The 13,740-nt window shown below is 70.5% G+C and carries 15 protein-coding genes; 8 read left to right on the forward strand and 7 right to left on the reverse strand.

Features of this window, described 5'->3' with window-relative positions; all coding sequences use genetic code 11:
- Positions 1-25: 25 nt before the first annotated feature.
- Together ACT3T9_RS05455 and ACT3T9_RS05460 are read left to right on the forward strand one after the other, a co-directional pair.
- A complete protein-coding gene (locus ACT3T9_RS05455) occupies positions 26-355 on the forward strand; it encodes a hypothetical protein (protein WP_441445402.1) in 330 nt (109 codons plus the stop codon).
- 2 nt (positions 356-357) lie between these two features.
- Positions 358-1,167: a nitroreductase family protein gene (locus ACT3T9_RS05460; RefSeq protein WP_441445408.1), complete on the forward strand. Its 810-nt coding sequence runs from the start codon at positions 358-360 to the stop codon at positions 1,165-1,167.
- Here the strand turns inward: ACT3T9_RS05460 and ACT3T9_RS05465 are convergent.
- A complete protein-coding gene (locus ACT3T9_RS05465; RefSeq protein WP_441445401.1) occupies positions 1,128-1,643 on the reverse strand; it encodes a hypothetical protein in 516 nt (171 codons plus the stop codon). The genes ACT3T9_RS05460 and ACT3T9_RS05465 overlap by 40 nt on opposite strands.
- A gap of 266 nt (positions 1,644-1,909) precedes the next feature.
- On the opposite strand from ACT3T9_RS05465, the gene ACT3T9_RS05470 reads away from it, so the two are divergent.
- A complete protein-coding gene (locus tag ACT3T9_RS05470) occupies positions 1,910-2,833 on the forward strand; it encodes a hypothetical protein (RefSeq protein WP_441445400.1) in 924 nt (307 codons plus the stop codon).
- Between the two features lie 93 nt (positions 2,834-2,926).
- On the opposite strand, the gene ACT3T9_RS05475 is transcribed toward ACT3T9_RS05470, so the two are convergent.
- A complete protein-coding gene (locus ACT3T9_RS05475) occupies positions 2,927-4,294 on the reverse strand; it encodes an acyl-CoA dehydrogenase family protein (RefSeq protein WP_441445399.1) in 1,368 nt (455 codons plus the stop codon).
- Positions 4,294-5,511, reverse strand: a complete 1,218-nt coding sequence (locus tag ACT3T9_RS05480) for an acetyl-CoA C-acetyltransferase (RefSeq protein ID WP_441445398.1) — start codon at positions 5,509-5,511, stop codon at positions 4,294-4,296. Before ACT3T9_RS05480 ends, ACT3T9_RS05475 begins: the two co-directional genes overlap by 1 nt.
- 191 nt (positions 5,512-5,702) lie before the next feature.
- Between ACT3T9_RS05480 and ACT3T9_RS05485 the strand changes: the two genes are divergently transcribed.
- Positions 5,703-6,959: a PucR family transcriptional regulator gene (locus ACT3T9_RS05485; protein ID WP_441445397.1), complete on the forward strand. Its 1,257-nt coding sequence runs from the start codon at positions 5,703-5,705 to the stop codon at positions 6,957-6,959.
- Here ACT3T9_RS05485 and ACT3T9_RS05490 read toward each other — a convergent pair.
- Both ACT3T9_RS05490 and ACT3T9_RS05495 read right to left on the reverse strand, forming a co-directional pair.
- Positions 6,956-7,966: a PRD domain-containing protein gene (locus ACT3T9_RS05490; RefSeq protein WP_441445396.1), complete on the reverse strand. Its 1,011-nt coding sequence runs from the start codon at positions 7,964-7,966 to the stop codon at positions 6,956-6,958. The two genes, ACT3T9_RS05485 and ACT3T9_RS05490, sit on opposite strands and share 4 nt — an antisense overlap.
- 122 nt (positions 7,967-8,088) lie before the next feature.
- Positions 8,089-10,260 (reverse strand): glucose PTS transporter subunit IIA, encoded by a 2,172-nt coding sequence (locus tag ACT3T9_RS05495; RefSeq protein ID WP_444600747.1) that lies wholly within the window; start codon positions 10,258-10,260, stop codon positions 8,089-8,091.
- 360 nt (positions 10,261-10,620) lie between these two features.
- Here ACT3T9_RS05495 and ACT3T9_RS05500 point away from each other — a divergent pair, with 360 nt between their 5' ends.
- The 4 genes from ACT3T9_RS05500 to pdxH all read left to right on the forward strand — a co-directional run bounded on the left by ACT3T9_RS05500 (position 10,621) and on the right by pdxH (position 12,784).
- Positions 10,621-10,929, forward strand: coding sequence for a hypothetical protein (locus ACT3T9_RS05500; RefSeq protein WP_441445394.1), 309 nt, complete (start codon positions 10,621-10,623; stop codon positions 10,927-10,929).
- An 80-nt stretch (positions 10,930-11,009) separates the two neighbouring features.
- Entirely contained in the window at positions 11,010-11,510 is a 501-nt protein-coding gene (locus ACT3T9_RS05505) for a hypothetical protein (RefSeq protein WP_441445393.1), read from the forward strand.
- Positions 11,507-11,857: a transcriptional regulator gene (locus tag ACT3T9_RS05510; protein ID WP_441445392.1), complete on the forward strand. Its 351-nt coding sequence runs from the start codon at positions 11,507-11,509 to the stop codon at positions 11,855-11,857. Before ACT3T9_RS05505 ends, ACT3T9_RS05510 begins: the two co-directional genes overlap by 4 nt.
- A gap of 243 nt (positions 11,858-12,100) precedes the next feature.
- Positions 12,101-12,784, forward strand: coding sequence for a pyridoxamine 5'-phosphate oxidase (pdxH, locus tag ACT3T9_RS05515; protein ID WP_444592011.1), 684 nt, complete (start codon positions 12,101-12,103; stop codon positions 12,782-12,784).
- A 5-nt stretch (positions 12,785-12,789) separates the two neighbouring features.
- Here pdxH and ACT3T9_RS05520 read toward each other — a convergent pair whose 3' ends face one another.
- Both ACT3T9_RS05520 and ACT3T9_RS05525 read right to left on the reverse strand, forming a co-directional pair.
- Positions 12,790-13,473 carry an ATP-binding cassette domain-containing protein gene (locus tag ACT3T9_RS05520; protein ID WP_441445407.1) on the reverse strand — a complete coding sequence of 228 codons (684 nt, stop codon included), beginning with the start codon at positions 13,471-13,473 and terminating at the stop codon, positions 12,790-12,792.
- 20 nt (positions 13,474-13,493) lie between these two features.
- On the reverse strand, positions 13,494-13,691 hold the full coding sequence (locus tag ACT3T9_RS05525) for a hypothetical protein (RefSeq protein ID WP_441445390.1): 198 nt from the start codon (positions 13,689-13,691) through the stop codon (positions 13,494-13,496).
- Positions 13,692-13,740: the final 49 nt, after the last annotated feature.

The following is a 13,740-nucleotide window of genomic DNA, read 5'->3' on the forward strand; positions in this document are numbered from 1 at the left end:
CCCCACCTCTCCAGGAGGCTCGCCCATGAGCATCGTCCGCACGGCGGTGAGCATCGCCGGCACCTGCTACGCCGCCAATGCCGCGCTGGGGCTGAGCGTCGCGTCGGGCCTGGTCGACACCTCGGGAGCGCGATGGATTCACCACGGGCTCTTCATCGCCACCGCCTCCACCACGGGCCTGGCCCTCGCTCTCGGCACGGTCCGCCGCGACCCGTCGGCCGTCGCCCTGGGCGCGGCGGTGATCCCTCTCGTGCTGCTGCAGCGCCGGGGGTCACGTCCGCTGGCCCGCCATGCGCCGACCGCCGCCCTCGCCGCCCCCTGCTTCGCCGCCGCCCTGCTTCTGACACGGAGATGATGATGGAATTCCTCGATGCCGTCTTCAACCGCCGCACCACCAATGGACCGTTCCGGCCCGACCCCGTCAGCCCCGAGCATCAGCAGCTGCTGATCCGCGCCGCGGCCGCGGCCCCCTCCCAGTTCAACAGCCAGCCGTGGCGATTCGTGCTGATCGAGGATCCGGACACGATCGGCGAGATCGCCCGGATCAGCGGCGAGAGCATGACGCAGGTGATGGGCGAGGGCACATTCTTCCATCGCTACCGCAAGTACTTCCGCTTCTCCCAGCAGGAGATGGACGAGACGCGCAGCGGCATGCTGTTCGACCGTCTCCCGGCGCTGCTGCGCCCCTTCACGAGCCAGGTGTTCACCAGCTCGGGGCAGAAGCTGATGAATCGGCTGCGGGTGCCGCGCAAGCTCGGCGAGGAGAACCGGAAGCTGGTGGCGGGGTCGCCGCTGCTGATCGGGGTGATGCTCGAGCGCGGGGAGTATCGCCCCGAGGCGCTGTCCGGCTTCTACTCGGTGTTCAGCATGGGCGCGGCGATGGAGAACCTCTGGCTGACCACCACCCAGCTCGGAATGGGCATCCAGTTCGTCTCCTTCCCGATGGAGGTGCCGGAGAACTGGCGCGGGATCGTCGAGCTCCTGCGGGTCCCGGACGAGCTCGAGCTGATGGCGGTCTACCGCCTCGGCTACCTGCCCGAGACATCGCGCCGCCCGGCGATCGACTGGTCCAGCCGCGAACGGAAGCTGCCCTCCCAGTTCGTCTTCCGGGAGACCTGCGAGAGCCCTCAGACCGGGTGGGACGAGGACTCCCGGCCGGACCGCTGAGCCGATCTCGCGCTGGGCGCAGGGTGCTGGGTCCGAGGTCCAAGGACGACCCGCATTCCCCGCTGCAGGCGCTCGGCGCCGCCCTCGCGACGCGAGAACCAGTGGAAGGCATCGATCTCGAGCCGGAGCAGCTGTTCTCCGTCCCCCGCCCAGCCGAAGGAGCGGTTCATCGGCAAGTCCCGGGCCGACAGCGCCAGCACTGAGAACCCGTCGATCAGGCTGAGGCGCCGGGCCTTCCCCCACTGGATCACCTCGAGCACCGCGTCCTCCGGGGCAGGATCGGCGACCACCCGCACGAGGCAGCTCCCCGGGACCTGGGTGGGGTCCAGCGGTGCGACAACCTCTCCGCCAGCGCCGCGCACCACGATGCGCACGAGTGGTGGCTCCACGGGGTCCGACAACTTCCAGGCACCGTGTTCGACGTCGAGGGGCAGGAGCAGGAACTCCTCCCCTGGAGCACTCGAGACCGCGCTCATCCTCCGGGATGATTCCCTGAGCGAGCAGTCGGAGCTCTGCGGCGTACGTCAGCGACCGTTTCTGATGACGTTGACGGAGCTGGTGGGAGGGCTGTGCCCGGCGGGTCTCCGGTCGAGCCGCTCCCGTCTGCCGTGCTGCCTGCCGACCTGCCGACCTGCTGTCCGATTCGTCCGCCATCTCCCTATGATGACTCCAGGTGCTCGGGCATCGACCTGCATGAATCCACCGGAAGCGCGCTCGGAGCGCCGGGCCGAGGAGGCACCGCATGAGGACGTCACAGGTGGCACGGGGCCTCGCCCTGCTGGGCGGGCTCGCCATGGTGCTGAGCGCCTGCACCCTGCCGCCGCTTCCGGGATTCCCCGGCAGCGGCGGCGGTGGAGGCGGCGGTGGGTCAGCGGCAGACAGCATCGATCTCACGCACGACGATGTCATCACCTACACCTCGCACCAGATGGCGATGGAGGGTGATTTCGGGGACGAGGTCGTCGAGATCCACCGCGATCGGGTGGTGCTGCGCTTCGAACTGCCGGACGACTCCGTGCTCTTCGAGGTCGAGACCGAGCTCGAGCCCGAGCAGCGCGCCCGCGTCGAACAGGCCGCCGAGGCGTATCTCGAGTGGGAGCCGACGGTCCCCGACTCGGACCGCGACGCCTGCACGGACATCGGCAGCGACATCGTCGAGATCTCAGGCTCGATCACGCACCGCTCCACGATGCAGAACTGCCAGGGAGAGACACCCTTGGCCGCGCTGTCGGACGAGGCCCGCGAGGCAGTGGGCCGGATCGATGAGCACCTCGCCCGGCCATGGCAGCAGTGGACCGTGGAGATCCGCCCCTGGGACGAGTCCCTCCAGGGCGCCGACGAGGCCACCCCGCCGGAGAGGTACTCCCTGGATCGGGGCTGGGGCGGCGAGGGGATGCTGCTGACGGCGACGAACACCCCGGAGGGCTGGGGCGCCGAGGTGGACGTCGAGCAGGCGGCCGAGGGAGTGCTGCTCAGCTGGGCTCAGACCGGCACCGTGCTCACCGCGGTCAACGAGGTGCACCTGGAGCGGCGCAGCATCGGCTGCGGGGACCCCACCGGCGAGATGCGGATCATCCGGGCGGGCGAGCCGGCAGCGCTCTGGACGCACCGGGTGTGCCCCGGCGACGTCACCGAGGATCTCGCGACGGTGCTGCGCGCGCTGTGACGGGCCGGACGCGGAGCCCGGCCCGTCACCGCATCTGCATCTGCCTCTGCATCTGCGCTTGTCCCGACAGTCGTTTCCGGCGGGAGGAGCGACTCACGCGAAGGCGCTGACCCCCGTGATCGACCGGCCCACGATGAGTGACTGCATCGTGTCGGTGCCCTCATAGGTGTGCAGGGCCTCGATGTCGCTGCGATGGCGGACCACGCGGTTCTCGAGCAGGATCCCTGATCCGCCCAGCATGTCGCGGGCGTCCGAGGCGATCTCGCGCGCGGCGCGGGTGTTGTGCACCTTCGCGAGCGAGGCCTGCTCGGGACGGATCCTCCCGGCAGCCTCGAGCTCGGCGAGCCGTACGCAGTGCAGCTGCATCGAGGTGAGGGTCTGCAGCATCGACGCCAGCCGCACCTGGACGTGCTGCGCCTTCGCCAGCGGTCGGCCGAACTGGATGCGCTTCTGGGCATGCTCGAGGGCGGCCTCGTAGCAGGCCACGGCATGGCCGAGCGCGCCCCAGGCGACCCCGGCGCGGGTGGCGAACAGGACCTTCGAGGTGTCCTTGAAGGAACGGGCCCCGGGCAGGCGCTGATCCAGCGCGATCCGCACGTCCGTCATGGTGATGTGGGCCTGGTGGATGGCGCGCAGGGCGACCTTGCCGCGGATCACCTCGGCCTCGTAGCCGGGCAGCGACTGGTCCACGAGGAACCCGCTGACCTGGCCGTGCAGCTCCGGCTGCGATTCGTCATCCACGCGCGCCCAGACCACGGAGAGGTGGCAGCCCGCACCGTTGCCGATCCAGCGCTTCTGCCCGGAGAGCACCCACTGCTCCCCGTCGCGGCGGGCGACCGTCTCGAGTGAGACGGAGTCGGAGCCGTGATCAGGCTCGGTGAGGGCGAAGGCGGCGTGCTCCGCGCCGGTGGCGAGCGGCTCGGCCCAGCGCTGCTTCTGCTCCTCGGAGCCCAGCAGCATGATCGAGCGCAGTGCAAGCCCGCCCTGGACGCCCACCATGGTGCCGACGCTCCCGTCGATGCGGGAGAGCTCCATGTTCACCAGGCCTGTGGCGAGAGGGGAGAGGGTGCGGTGGCCGGGCACGTCGAGGCCGTCGGTGAGCAGGTCGAGCTCACCGAGTCGGGCGATCAGCTCGATCGGGTACTCTCCGCGGTCCCACCAGTCGTTGATCTGCGGAAGCACTTCGGCGGCGAGCGAGCGGGCATCCGCCCAGGCCCGGAGATCCTCGCCGGCGACGTCCTGGAAGAGCGCGTAATGGTCCGCCGCGGCGGGCAGCAGGTCGGCCGGGGTGGCGGCCGTGGCATCCGGTGCGGAGACGACGGCGCGGTCGGTGACCACGCTGTCCCGTCGGGCGTCGTCGGAGCCGCCGGGGTTGCCCCCGGGGGAGATGTGGCCGGGCACTGGGGCGTTCCACCCGGACTGCTGCGGAGCGGGCTGGGCGTGGGAGTCGTTGCTGGTCATCAGTTCATCCTCTCGATGATGAGGGCCATGCCCTGGCCGCCGCCGACGCACAGGGTCGCCAGGCCGTAGCGGCCCTCGCGCTCCTGCAGGCCGTGGAGCAGGGTGGTGGTCATGCGGGCGCCGGTGGAGCCCCAGGGGTGGCCGAGCGCGATCGCCCCGCCGTGGACGTTGAGCTTCTCGTGGTCGATGCCGAGGTCCTCGGCGGCGGGCAGCACCTGCGCGGCGAAGGCCTCGTTGAACTCGACCAGGTCGATGTCGTCGATGGTCAGCTCGGCGAGTGCGAGCGCTCTGCGGGTCGCCTCCACCGGTCCGAGGCCCATGATCTCGGGGCTGAGGCCGGAGACGCCGGTGGCGACCACGCGGGCGAGCGGGGTGATGCCCAGCTCCTTCGCGTACTCCGCCTCCATGACGATCAGCGCTGCGGCGCCGTCGTTCAGCGGGCAGCAGTTGCCGGCGGTGACGGTTCCGCCCGGGCGGAAGACGGGGTCCAGCCCGCCGACGGCCTCGAGCGTGACACAGGCGCGCGGAGAGTCGTCCGCGCTGACCACGGTGCCGTCGGGCAGGGTGACCGGCGTGATGTCCCGTGCGTAGAAGCCGGAGGCGATCGCGGCCTCGGCGCGGTTCTGGGAGCGCACGGCGTACTCGTCCTGGGCGGCGCGGGAGATGCCGCGCAGCTCGGCGACGTTCTCGGCGGTCTGCCCCATGGCGATGTAGGCGTCGGGCAGCTCGCCGTCCTCGCGCGGGTCGTGCCAGGGGGCGGGGATCTCTCGGGTGGCGCGCTTCTCGGTGCGCTCCCAGGCGTCACGGAACAGGGGGTCGCGGGCGTCCTCGTCCATCAGCTTGCCGGAGCTCGAGGAGATCGACTCGACGCCCGCGGAGATCACCACGCGGGCCTCGCCGGAGGCGATCGCGTGGAAGGCCGCGCGGGTGGTCTGGATCGAGGAGGCACAGAAGCGGGTAACCGTCGCGCCGGGCACGGTGTCCAGGCCGAGGCGGACCGCGACGGTGCGGGCGAGGTTCCCGCCCTGCTGGCCCTCGGGGATCGCGCAGCCCAGCTGCAGGTCGTCGATCGTGGTGGGGTCGAGCTGCGGAACCTGGTCGAGCGCAGCCTGGATCATCTGGCCGACGAGGTCGTCGGGGCGGATGTCCTTCAGCGACCCTTTGCGGGCGCGACCGATGGGGGAGCGGGCGGTGGCGACGATGACGGCCTCGGGCACGAGGGTTCTCCTTCGACGACGATGTCTGGGGGCGGTTTGCCGGCGGGTGCGGCGGGATGCACGCTACCTGATGTTCCTGATACTACGGGTTGCACATACCTGGAGGGAAGTCAGCCGACCGGCCAGCATGCCGAGAAGGGCGACTCCACGGCGCGGATAGGGTGCCTCAATGGCGCCGATAGGGTGCCCCCATGGCTCATCCCCGCTCTCTGCCCGCCGCCGGCGCGGCCCTGGACAGGATGCTCGACGCTCTCGAGCACGAAGAGTCCCTGGTGCCGGAGATCTCGAGCGCGATCCGTACGGCCCTGCCCGGCTACGGCGAGGTCCCCTCCGCCTCGCTCGAAGCGTCGATCCATCGCAACATCGACCTCAGCATCCGCACCGTGCGCCGCGGGGCCTCTCCGGATGCCGAGCAGATCGCCGAGGCGGAGGAGCTCGCCGTCGAGCGGATGGGGCAGGGGGTGCCGCTGGGCAGCGTGCTGGCCGGCTTCCGCCTGTGCATGACGGAGATCCTGGACCGCCTGCGGCGGCTCGCCCCGGCGCATGGACTGCCCGCCGAGGAGGTGCTGGTCGTGGCGACCCTGCTGTGGTCGCTCGGGGATTCGTTCTCCACCCGCGCCGTCATCGGCCACCAGGAGCGCAGCATCGCCCAGGCCGTCGCCGACTCCGGCCGCCGCTCCCGCTGGCTGATCGAGGCGGTGATGACCGGCCTGCCGCGCACCGAGCTGCTCAGCGGCGCCGCCGCCTACGGCGTTCCCGGCGAGGCGCCCGCACGTGCGCTCATCGCGGCTCCCTCCGCCCGACAGATGGAGAACTGGCAGCTGGAGAATGGTCAGCCGGAGAACGAGGACCGGTCCGACGCTGCCGACACCGCCCACCGGCTCCAGGACTGGGCGGCGCGCGCCGGGGTGGAGGTCCTGAGCACTCCGCACGGCATGGGCGAGGTCGGCCTAGTGCTCGGCGAGCCCGCCGTCGGCGTCGACCCCGAGGGCCTGTCCCTCGCGCTGGGCCCACCCGGCCCTCTCGCTCGACTGCCGGAGTCCTTCGTCGCGGCAAGCCGTGTGCAGACGGCCGCGGCACGGGTCGGCCACCGGGGCCTCGCCGACCTCGGGACGCTCTCCTGGCGGATGGGGATCACGGCCAGCCCCGAGGCCACCGAGCTGCTGCGGCGCCGCCACCTCGAGCCGCTGCGCGCCGAGGGTGCGTTCGGGCAGCTGCTGCAGGAGACGGTGCGCGCCTACCTGGCGCATGGACTGAACATCCCACGCGCCGCCGCGTCGATCCCGGTGCATGTGAACACGCTGCGCTACCGGTTGAAGCGATTCCAGGAGCTGACCGGCGCGGATCTGCACGAGCCGGAGCACCTGATCGAGGTGAGCTGGGCCCTGGCGGCGGAGCCGGAACACGGGCGGCCCGCGGGGTCGCCGACCTTCGCGGACGGCGCCTAAGCTCCGCTGTCGGTTCCCCTATCGGCTTCCCTGGCGGCTGCGCTGCTGCCTGCGTTGTCGGCCGCGCTGCCAGCTGCGCCGCTGCCTGCGTTGTCGGCCGCGCCGCCAGCTCCGCTGCTGGCTGTGATGCCGACCCCGCTGTCCACCGTGCTGACCGCCGTCGTGGCGGCCTCGACCTCCATGGTCATCCGGGCCACATGCAGCGCGAGGTAGGCGATCTCGTCGTAGGAGAGGGCATCGCCCATCCGCAGCCGCACGATCACCGCGAGCTGCTCGGCGGTGCGTGTCGCCTCGGGATAGGCCTCGCAGATGGTGCGGCTGATCAGGGACTGCTCACCGTCGAGCTGACGATGCTGCTGGATGCGCACGAACATATAGCGCACATGGGTGATGAAGCGGGCGGCGGCCATCGAGTGGCGATCCACCACGATCCCGAACCGCTCCCCCACGATCGCCAGCATCTGCTGGATGACCCCGGTCATGGTGTAGGTGAAGGACAGGTCACCCGTCGCGAACCCGGCGTTGACCAGGTGCAGCGCGAGAGCTGTCGCCTCATGCTCGGGCAGCTTCGGATCCACCTGACGGTTGACCTCGACGAGCAGCCGGCGGGCCCTGTCGTACTCCTCGGCATAGAGGGTCTGGACCTCGGCCTGCAACGGGTACTCGATCTCGATCCCCTGGTGCAGACGCTCAAGGGCGCCGGAGACGTGATCGGCCACGGCGATGGCGAGCGTAGGGCGGTGGGATTCGCGATCCTCGATGCCGGTCTCGCGCAGCGCGATGACGACGGCCCGCAGGATCTCCTGGTCGATCATCGCGAACGCCTCGGCGAGGTGGTCGGGATCCCGCCCGTCGGCCGGGACGAAGATCTGCACGATCTTCTCGGGGTCGACCTGCTGGCCGGGCTGCGCGCGGAAGCCGATGCCGCGCCCGGTGAGGATGACGCCCTGGCCGATCTCGTCGCGGGAGAGCACGACGTTGTTGTTGAGGACCCTCAGCACCTTCATCGGCACAGCACCTCTCTTCTCGGCCCTCGTCGTCGAGAGCACGTGCACCTCCTGCCAGGCAGCGGTCGGCTGCCACGGTGCGCGCACCCTCAACAGGAGGATACGCGCACCGGACCAGCGGCTCAGCGGCGAGCCACTACCACCGTGTCCCCGGCCACGACGTCGGCCGCAGGTGCGGGTTCGACCGCGGCAAAGGTCGAGGTGTTCGGGACGGTCAGCAGGGTGATCGAGTCGTATCCTGCGGCGCGGATCGCCTCGAGGTCGACCACGGCCAGCAGGTCGCCGGCCCGCACCCGCTGCCCCTGCTCGACGCGGACGTCGAAGCCCTCACCGTCCATCTTCACGGTGTCGATGCCGACGTGGACCAGCACCTCTGCGCCGCCGTCGGCCAGCAGCCCGAAGGCGTGACCGGTGGTGGCGACGGTGGCCAGCAGGCCGTCCGCCGGGGCGAGGATGCGCCCGTCGACAGGGATGATGCCGACGCCCTCTCCCAGGGCCTTCGAGGCGAACACCGGGTCGGAGACTTCACCGATCGGCACCAGGCGTCCGGCCACGGGGGCGGTGAGGACTACGTCGCCGGCTCCGGGCACGGCGGCACCGTTCGCGGCGGCACCGGACGTCGCAGCACTGGACGGCGCAGCACCGGGACCAGCAGCGCCCGACGCGGCAGCGCCAGTCGAAGCAGCGCCGGGAGCGGCAGCGACGCCGGTGGCAGCGGGTGCACCGACCGTCGCGAGCTCGCGCTCCGCGGCGGGTGCGACGGCCTCTGCCGCGGCGGGCGCGGCGGCGGCTTCAGCGGCGTCACGCTGGGCATTCGCCTCGGCGCGCTGCTCGGCGGTCCGGTAGTCGGAGAAGAAGACCAGGACCATGGCGACCACGAAGGCGATGACGATCGCGATGACGTAGGTGAGCATCGGGTCGAAGACGGGGATGGTCAGCAGCGAGGTGAAGGCGAAGACGGAGGTGTTCACTCCGCCGAGCAGGCCCACGGTCAGACCGCCGGCGAGGCAGCCCACGAGCATGCGCGGGTAGATCCGCTTGAAGCGCAGGTGGATGCCGTACAGCGACGGTTCGGAGATGCCGCCGAAGAGGCCCGCGGCGAGCGCGCCGGTGGCGGTCTGGCGCATCTCGGCCTCGCGGTGGCGGATCGAGAGCAGCAGCACGCCGGCGGTGGCGCCGAAGCAGGCGAAGTTCCAGGCGCCCATGGGGCCCTGGATGAAGTCATAGCCCAGGGAGTTGATGTTCTGCAGCATGAGCGCGTTCAGCGGCCAGTGCAGGCCCAACGGCACCAGGAACGGGTACAGCAGCGGGATGAAGATCGCGAAGACCAGCGGTGCGTTGCCGTTCAGCCAGGCCAGGCCCGCGCCGAGGCCGTTGCCGGCCCAGATGCCGAGGGGGCCGATCAGGAAGGCGGTCACCGGGATCATCACCAGCATCGCGAGGAAGGGCACGAACACCAGCTGCACGTTGGGCGGGAAGACCTTCTGCAGGCCCTTGTAGACCAGTGCCAGCAGCGCGACCATCAGCAGCGGCACGAACACCTGGCCGCCGTAGTCGTTCAGCTGCATCGGCAGACCGAACACCTGGGCGATGCACTGCTGGGTGCCCAGCAGCTCATTGGTGGTGCAGGTGACACCCGGGGTGGTGCCGTCGAGCAGGCCCATGTAGTCCGGGGTCATCACCGCGGCCATCACCGCAGCGCCGACCCAGCCGTCGATCTGCAGCTTCTTCGCGGCGTTGAAGGCCACCATGATCGGCAGGAAGTACAGCACCGAACGCCACATCGCATCGACGAACACCCAGGTCGAGGACTTGTCCTCAGCGCGGAAGTCGACCATGCCCAGGGCGTCGAGCACCGAGGCGATCGCGATGATCAGCGAAGCACCCAGCAGCACGCCCATCAGCGGACGGAAGGAGTCCGAGAGGTACTCGAAGAAGCTGTCGAGCCAGGACCACTTCCCCCTCGCCTTGGAACGGATCGCGGCTTTGACCTCGGCGTCGGACTGGGCGACGGGCGTGCCGCCGTCGGCCATCGAGGGGAGGTTCATGATCTGGGAGTGGACCCCGGCGACGGCGCCGCCGATGACGACCTGGAAGCGATCGCCGGACTGGGGCACGGTGCCCATCACGCCGGAGAGCGCGTCCAGGCTCTCCCGGTCCACCTTCTCACCGTCATGGAGCTGGAAGCGCAGTCGGGTCGCGCAGTGGGTGAGGCTCTCGATGTTCTCTGGCCCGCCGACGCCGCGGACGATGTCCTCGGCGATCGACGTGGTCCCTGGTGAGGAGGTGCTCATGATGCGTCGTCGCATCCTTCCTGGGTCGGTCTTCCTGGGGTCGGTGGACCTGCGGGCGGCAGGTTCCGGGCAACAAAAAAGACCCGGGCCCCGCCGGGTGCGCTGGAGCGCACGAGCAGGTCCCAGGTCTTGCTCCTCCGTCAAGGACGGGGGATGACAATCCGGTGAACACAGTGGTTCGGAGAGGAACACTAGCAGGCTCCTGCGATCACGCAAGCGGGACGGAGGTCCCGCGTCAGCCCGTCAGCCCGGAGTGTGGATGACTGTCCCGAGCGACCCTCTCAGGATCCACCCACGGGATGACGCCCTCGCGCTTCCCGGAGGACGCGGCGGCGGTGCGCCGCGCCGCACAGTGGAGGCATGAGAAACGCAACCATCTCCACCAGCCGCACCCGTGCCACCACCGAAGACCACCTCATCGACTACCGGCCGCTGCCGGCCACCTGGGGTGAGCTCGAGTCGCTGCAGCAGGTGCGCGCCGCGAAGGCTCGCGCCGCCGCGCGCGGCCAGGATCCCAGCACCTTCGAGCTCGCGGCGCTCCCCTCCCCGCCGGAGTCTCGCTCCGTGATGACGCGCCGGGGCCGTCGGGGCCTGTTCTCCTCCCTGCTGCGCGAGCCCGGAGTCCATCACCGTCCGCGTCGTGGCCGCGGGGATCTCGCGACAGTCTGAGAGCCTCCGCAGTCCGAGCACGGTCGGACACCACCCTCAGTCACTTGACGAACAGTGAAGTGACTCATAGAGTTTCCAACATGGAAAACGACATCGCGCAGGGCGGGCCCGAGGACGCACCCTCCGCCGCGGAGGCTCGCGCCAGGCTGGCCGCCATGGACACGGACGCGTCGCAGCTCGCCGCGCGCCTGGTCACGCCGTGGTGGTACCACCCCATCCTCGGCGGGATGGTCGCGGCGGCGATCATCGCCCAATCACTGCCCTCGGTCGCCTCCATGTCGATGATCGTGATGGTCATCATCTGGATCCCCTTCCTGATCAAGGCCTACACCAGCCGGTACAAGGTCTGGATGTCCGAGCCCGCCGGCCCCCGCAGCCGGCGCATGATGCTGCTGCTCCTGGGAACGCTGGTCGTGCTGATGGCATCCGGGGTGCTGATGAAGATCGCCGGCCTCTCCCCGTGGTGGGTGCTGGTGCCTGCGGTGCTCGGCTTCGTCGCGACGGTGTGGCTGGGGCGCCGGTACGACGCGGTGCTGCGCTCCGAGATCTCCACCCCCTCCCACCACTCCACGCAGCGATGAGCAGGGCTTCCGCTCCCCGTGCAGGGCAGGAACCCGCACCAGAATTCCATGAGCTCATCCACGCTCCGGTGAGGTTGCGGATCTGCGGGTTGCTGCGCCCGATGAGTGAGGTCGAGTTCTCAGTGCTGCGCGACACCCTGCAGCTGAAGGACGCGAACCTCTCGAAGAACCTCAAGCTGCTGGCCGACGCGGAGCTGGTGAAGCTGCGCAAGGAGTTCTCTCCGGTACGGAATGATGCCCGTCGGCTGACCTGGGTCTCGCTCACCGTGAAGGGCCATGCCGCCCTCGCCGGGCATCTGGCCGCGCTGCGCGCCATCGCCGAGGGCGACCCCGCGATGCCGAGCTGATCAGCAGCCGGTCAGATCAGCAGCCACTCTGGTCAGTGTCCGCACAGCACGGCGCAGGACAGCACGGCGCAGGACAGCACAGCGCAGGACAGCACAGCGCATGAAGTCCGCACGCGCTCTAGGATCAGCCCCAGGACGAGGACGTCCACCCCGCTGGTCGTCGGCGCCACCGCTTCCACGCGGCCCGCTGTCCCCGCGAGCCTGGTGCGGGCGGGGAAGACCACCGAGGGACAGGAGACTCCGATGACAGACCGTGCTGGCCTCCCCCGGCTCGCCGGCGAGCGCACCGACTATCTCGCCGGATCGCTGCCGGATGATGCCCCGTCTGATCCGCTGGCCCTGTTCGATCTCTGGCTGGCGGAGGCCTTCGCCCGCCGGGAGGAGCACGGGGATCTGCCGGAGCCGTCGGCCGTGGTGCTCTCCACCGTGGCGCTCGATGCCGATGGCATACCCCGGCCGCGCTCGCGCACCGTGCTGCTGAAGGCGCACGACGCAGACGGCTTCGTGATGTACACGAACCTGGACTCGGACAAGGGCCGCGAGGCCCGGGCCACGCCGCAGGCCGCGCTGCTGCTGCCCTGGTATCCGCTGCAGCGGCAGGTGCGCATCGAGGGCGCCGTGGAGGAGGTCTCTGCGGCGGAGTCCGATGCGTACTGGGCGCTGCGTCCGCGCGGCTCCCAGCTGGGGGCCTGGGCTTCCCATCAGTCGCGGTCCATCGCCTCGCGCGAGGGGCTGGAGGCGCAGTACGCCGCGGCCGAGGATCGGTTCGCGGACGGGCCGGTGCCGCGGCCGCCGTTCTGGGGCGGGCTGCGCGTGCGCCCGCGGACGCTGGAGTTCTGGCAGGGTCGCCCGCACCGCGTCCATGACCGGATCCTCTACACCGCAGCGGCCGACGGCACCTGGGAGCGGCACCGGCTGCAGCCCTGAACCGCTCAGTCCAGGTATCGGAGAAAGCGCTGCGGTGCGTCGAGGAAGCTGCGCCAAGTGCGCACCAGGACGAGGTCGTCGTAGTCGGTGCGGCGCAGGCCCCACTCCCCCACCTCATACAGCTCCGCGCCCGGCAGCGCGGCGAGCACCGGGGAGTGGGTCGACAGGATGATCTGGGAGCCGTTGTCGACCAGCTCTCGCAAGAGCCCCAGCAGGGCCAGGCAGCCGGGCAGCGACAGTGCGGATTCGGGCTCGTCGAGCATCCAGAGGCCGCGGATGCGGGAGCGCTCGGCGACCAGCTCGAGGAACGATTCACCGTGGCTGCGCTCGTGCATCATCCCGCCCACCCCGATCTCCTCGTAGTAAGTGAACAGCGAGTGCATGGTCTCGGCGCGCAGGAAGAAGCCGGACTTCGAGGCGCCCGCGCCGCGCACCAGTTGCAGGTGCTCGCCGAGCGGTGATTCCGTGGCGCGGGTGGCGTGCATCGCCCCGGTCCCGCCGCCTTCGGGGTTCAGTCCGTAAGCGCCGGCGATCGCCTCCACGAGCGTCGACTTGCCGGCTCCGTTGTCCCCGGTCAGCACCGTGACCTGCCCTAGCTCGAGCCCCTCGTCCAGCAGCTGGCGCACGGGTGCCAGGGTCGCGGGCCACGCGGACCTGTCGGCCGGGGCGAGGTGATGCTCTCGGACCATGCGCAGCGGGAGCAGCGGGCTCACGCCGCGCACGCAGACGGGTAGAGGTTCTCTCCGCGGGGCGTCGGCTGCTCGGGGTGAAGAGCGAGGTCGCGGAAGGCGTCTTCGGGGTCCTCGCGCAGGGCCTCGGGGATCGCCGGGGCGTCTTCCGGCTGTTCGGCTGGCTGTTCGGCGCGGCTGATCCGGCGGTTCTGGGAGGCAACGTCGTGAACCTTCATGCCCCCAGCATGCCTGCCACGGCGGACAGACCGCCCGACGGACAGATCC

Origin of the sequence: Brachybacterium sp. AOP29-B2-41 (genome assembly GCF_052378395.1) — a bacterium.
GTDB lineage: Bacteria > Actinomycetota > Actinomycetes > Actinomycetales > Dermabacteraceae > Brachybacterium.

Excerpts from the sequence above, each read along its gene's own strand:
- ACT3T9_RS05510 (WP_441445392.1), top strand. The coding sequence starts at position 11,507 with ATGAGCAGGGCTTCCGCTCCCCGTGCAGGGCAGGAACCCGCACCAGAA.
- ACT3T9_RS05475 (WP_441445399.1), bottom strand. The coding sequence starts at position 4,294 with ATGACCAGCAACGACTCCCACGCCCAGCCCGCTCCGCAGCAGTCCGGG.
- ACT3T9_RS05460 (WP_441445408.1), top strand. The coding sequence starts at position 358 with ATGGAATTCCTCGATGCCGTCTTCAACCGCCGCACCACCAATGGACCG.
- pdxH (WP_444592011.1), top strand. The coding sequence starts at position 12,101 with ATGACAGACCGTGCTGGCCTCCCCCGGCTCGCCGGCGAGCGCACCGAC.
- ACT3T9_RS05525 (WP_441445390.1), bottom strand. The coding sequence starts at position 13,691 with ATGAAGGTTCACGACGTTGCCTCCCAGAACCGCCGGATCAGCCGCGCC.
- ACT3T9_RS05470 (WP_441445400.1), top strand. The coding sequence starts at position 1,910 with ATGAGGACGTCACAGGTGGCACGGGGCCTCGCCCTGCTGGGCGGGCTC.
- ACT3T9_RS05505 (WP_441445393.1), top strand. The coding sequence starts at position 11,010 with ATGGAAAACGACATCGCGCAGGGCGGGCCCGAGGACGCACCCTCCGCC.
- ACT3T9_RS05485 (WP_441445397.1), top strand. The coding sequence starts at position 5,703 with ATGGCTCATCCCCGCTCTCTGCCCGCCGCCGGCGCGGCCCTGGACAGG.
- ACT3T9_RS05465 (WP_441445401.1), bottom strand. The coding sequence starts at position 1,643 with ATGAGCGCGGTCTCGAGTGCTCCAGGGGAGGAGTTCCTGCTCCTGCCC.
- ACT3T9_RS05455 (WP_441445402.1), top strand. The coding sequence starts at position 26 with ATGAGCATCGTCCGCACGGCGGTGAGCATCGCCGGCACCTGCTACGCC.
- ACT3T9_RS05500 (WP_441445394.1), top strand. The coding sequence starts at position 10,621 with ATGAGAAACGCAACCATCTCCACCAGCCGCACCCGTGCCACCACCGAA.
- ACT3T9_RS05490 (WP_441445396.1), bottom strand. The coding sequence starts at position 7,966 with ATGAAGGTGCTGAGGGTCCTCAACAACAACGTCGTGCTCTCCCGCGAC.
- ACT3T9_RS05520 (WP_441445407.1), bottom strand. The coding sequence starts at position 13,473 with ATGGTCCGAGAGCATCACCTCGCCCCGGCCGACAGGTCCGCGTGGCCC.
- ACT3T9_RS05495 (WP_444600747.1), bottom strand. The coding sequence starts at position 10,260 with ATGAGCACCTCCTCACCAGGGACCACGTCGATCGCCGAGGACATCGTC.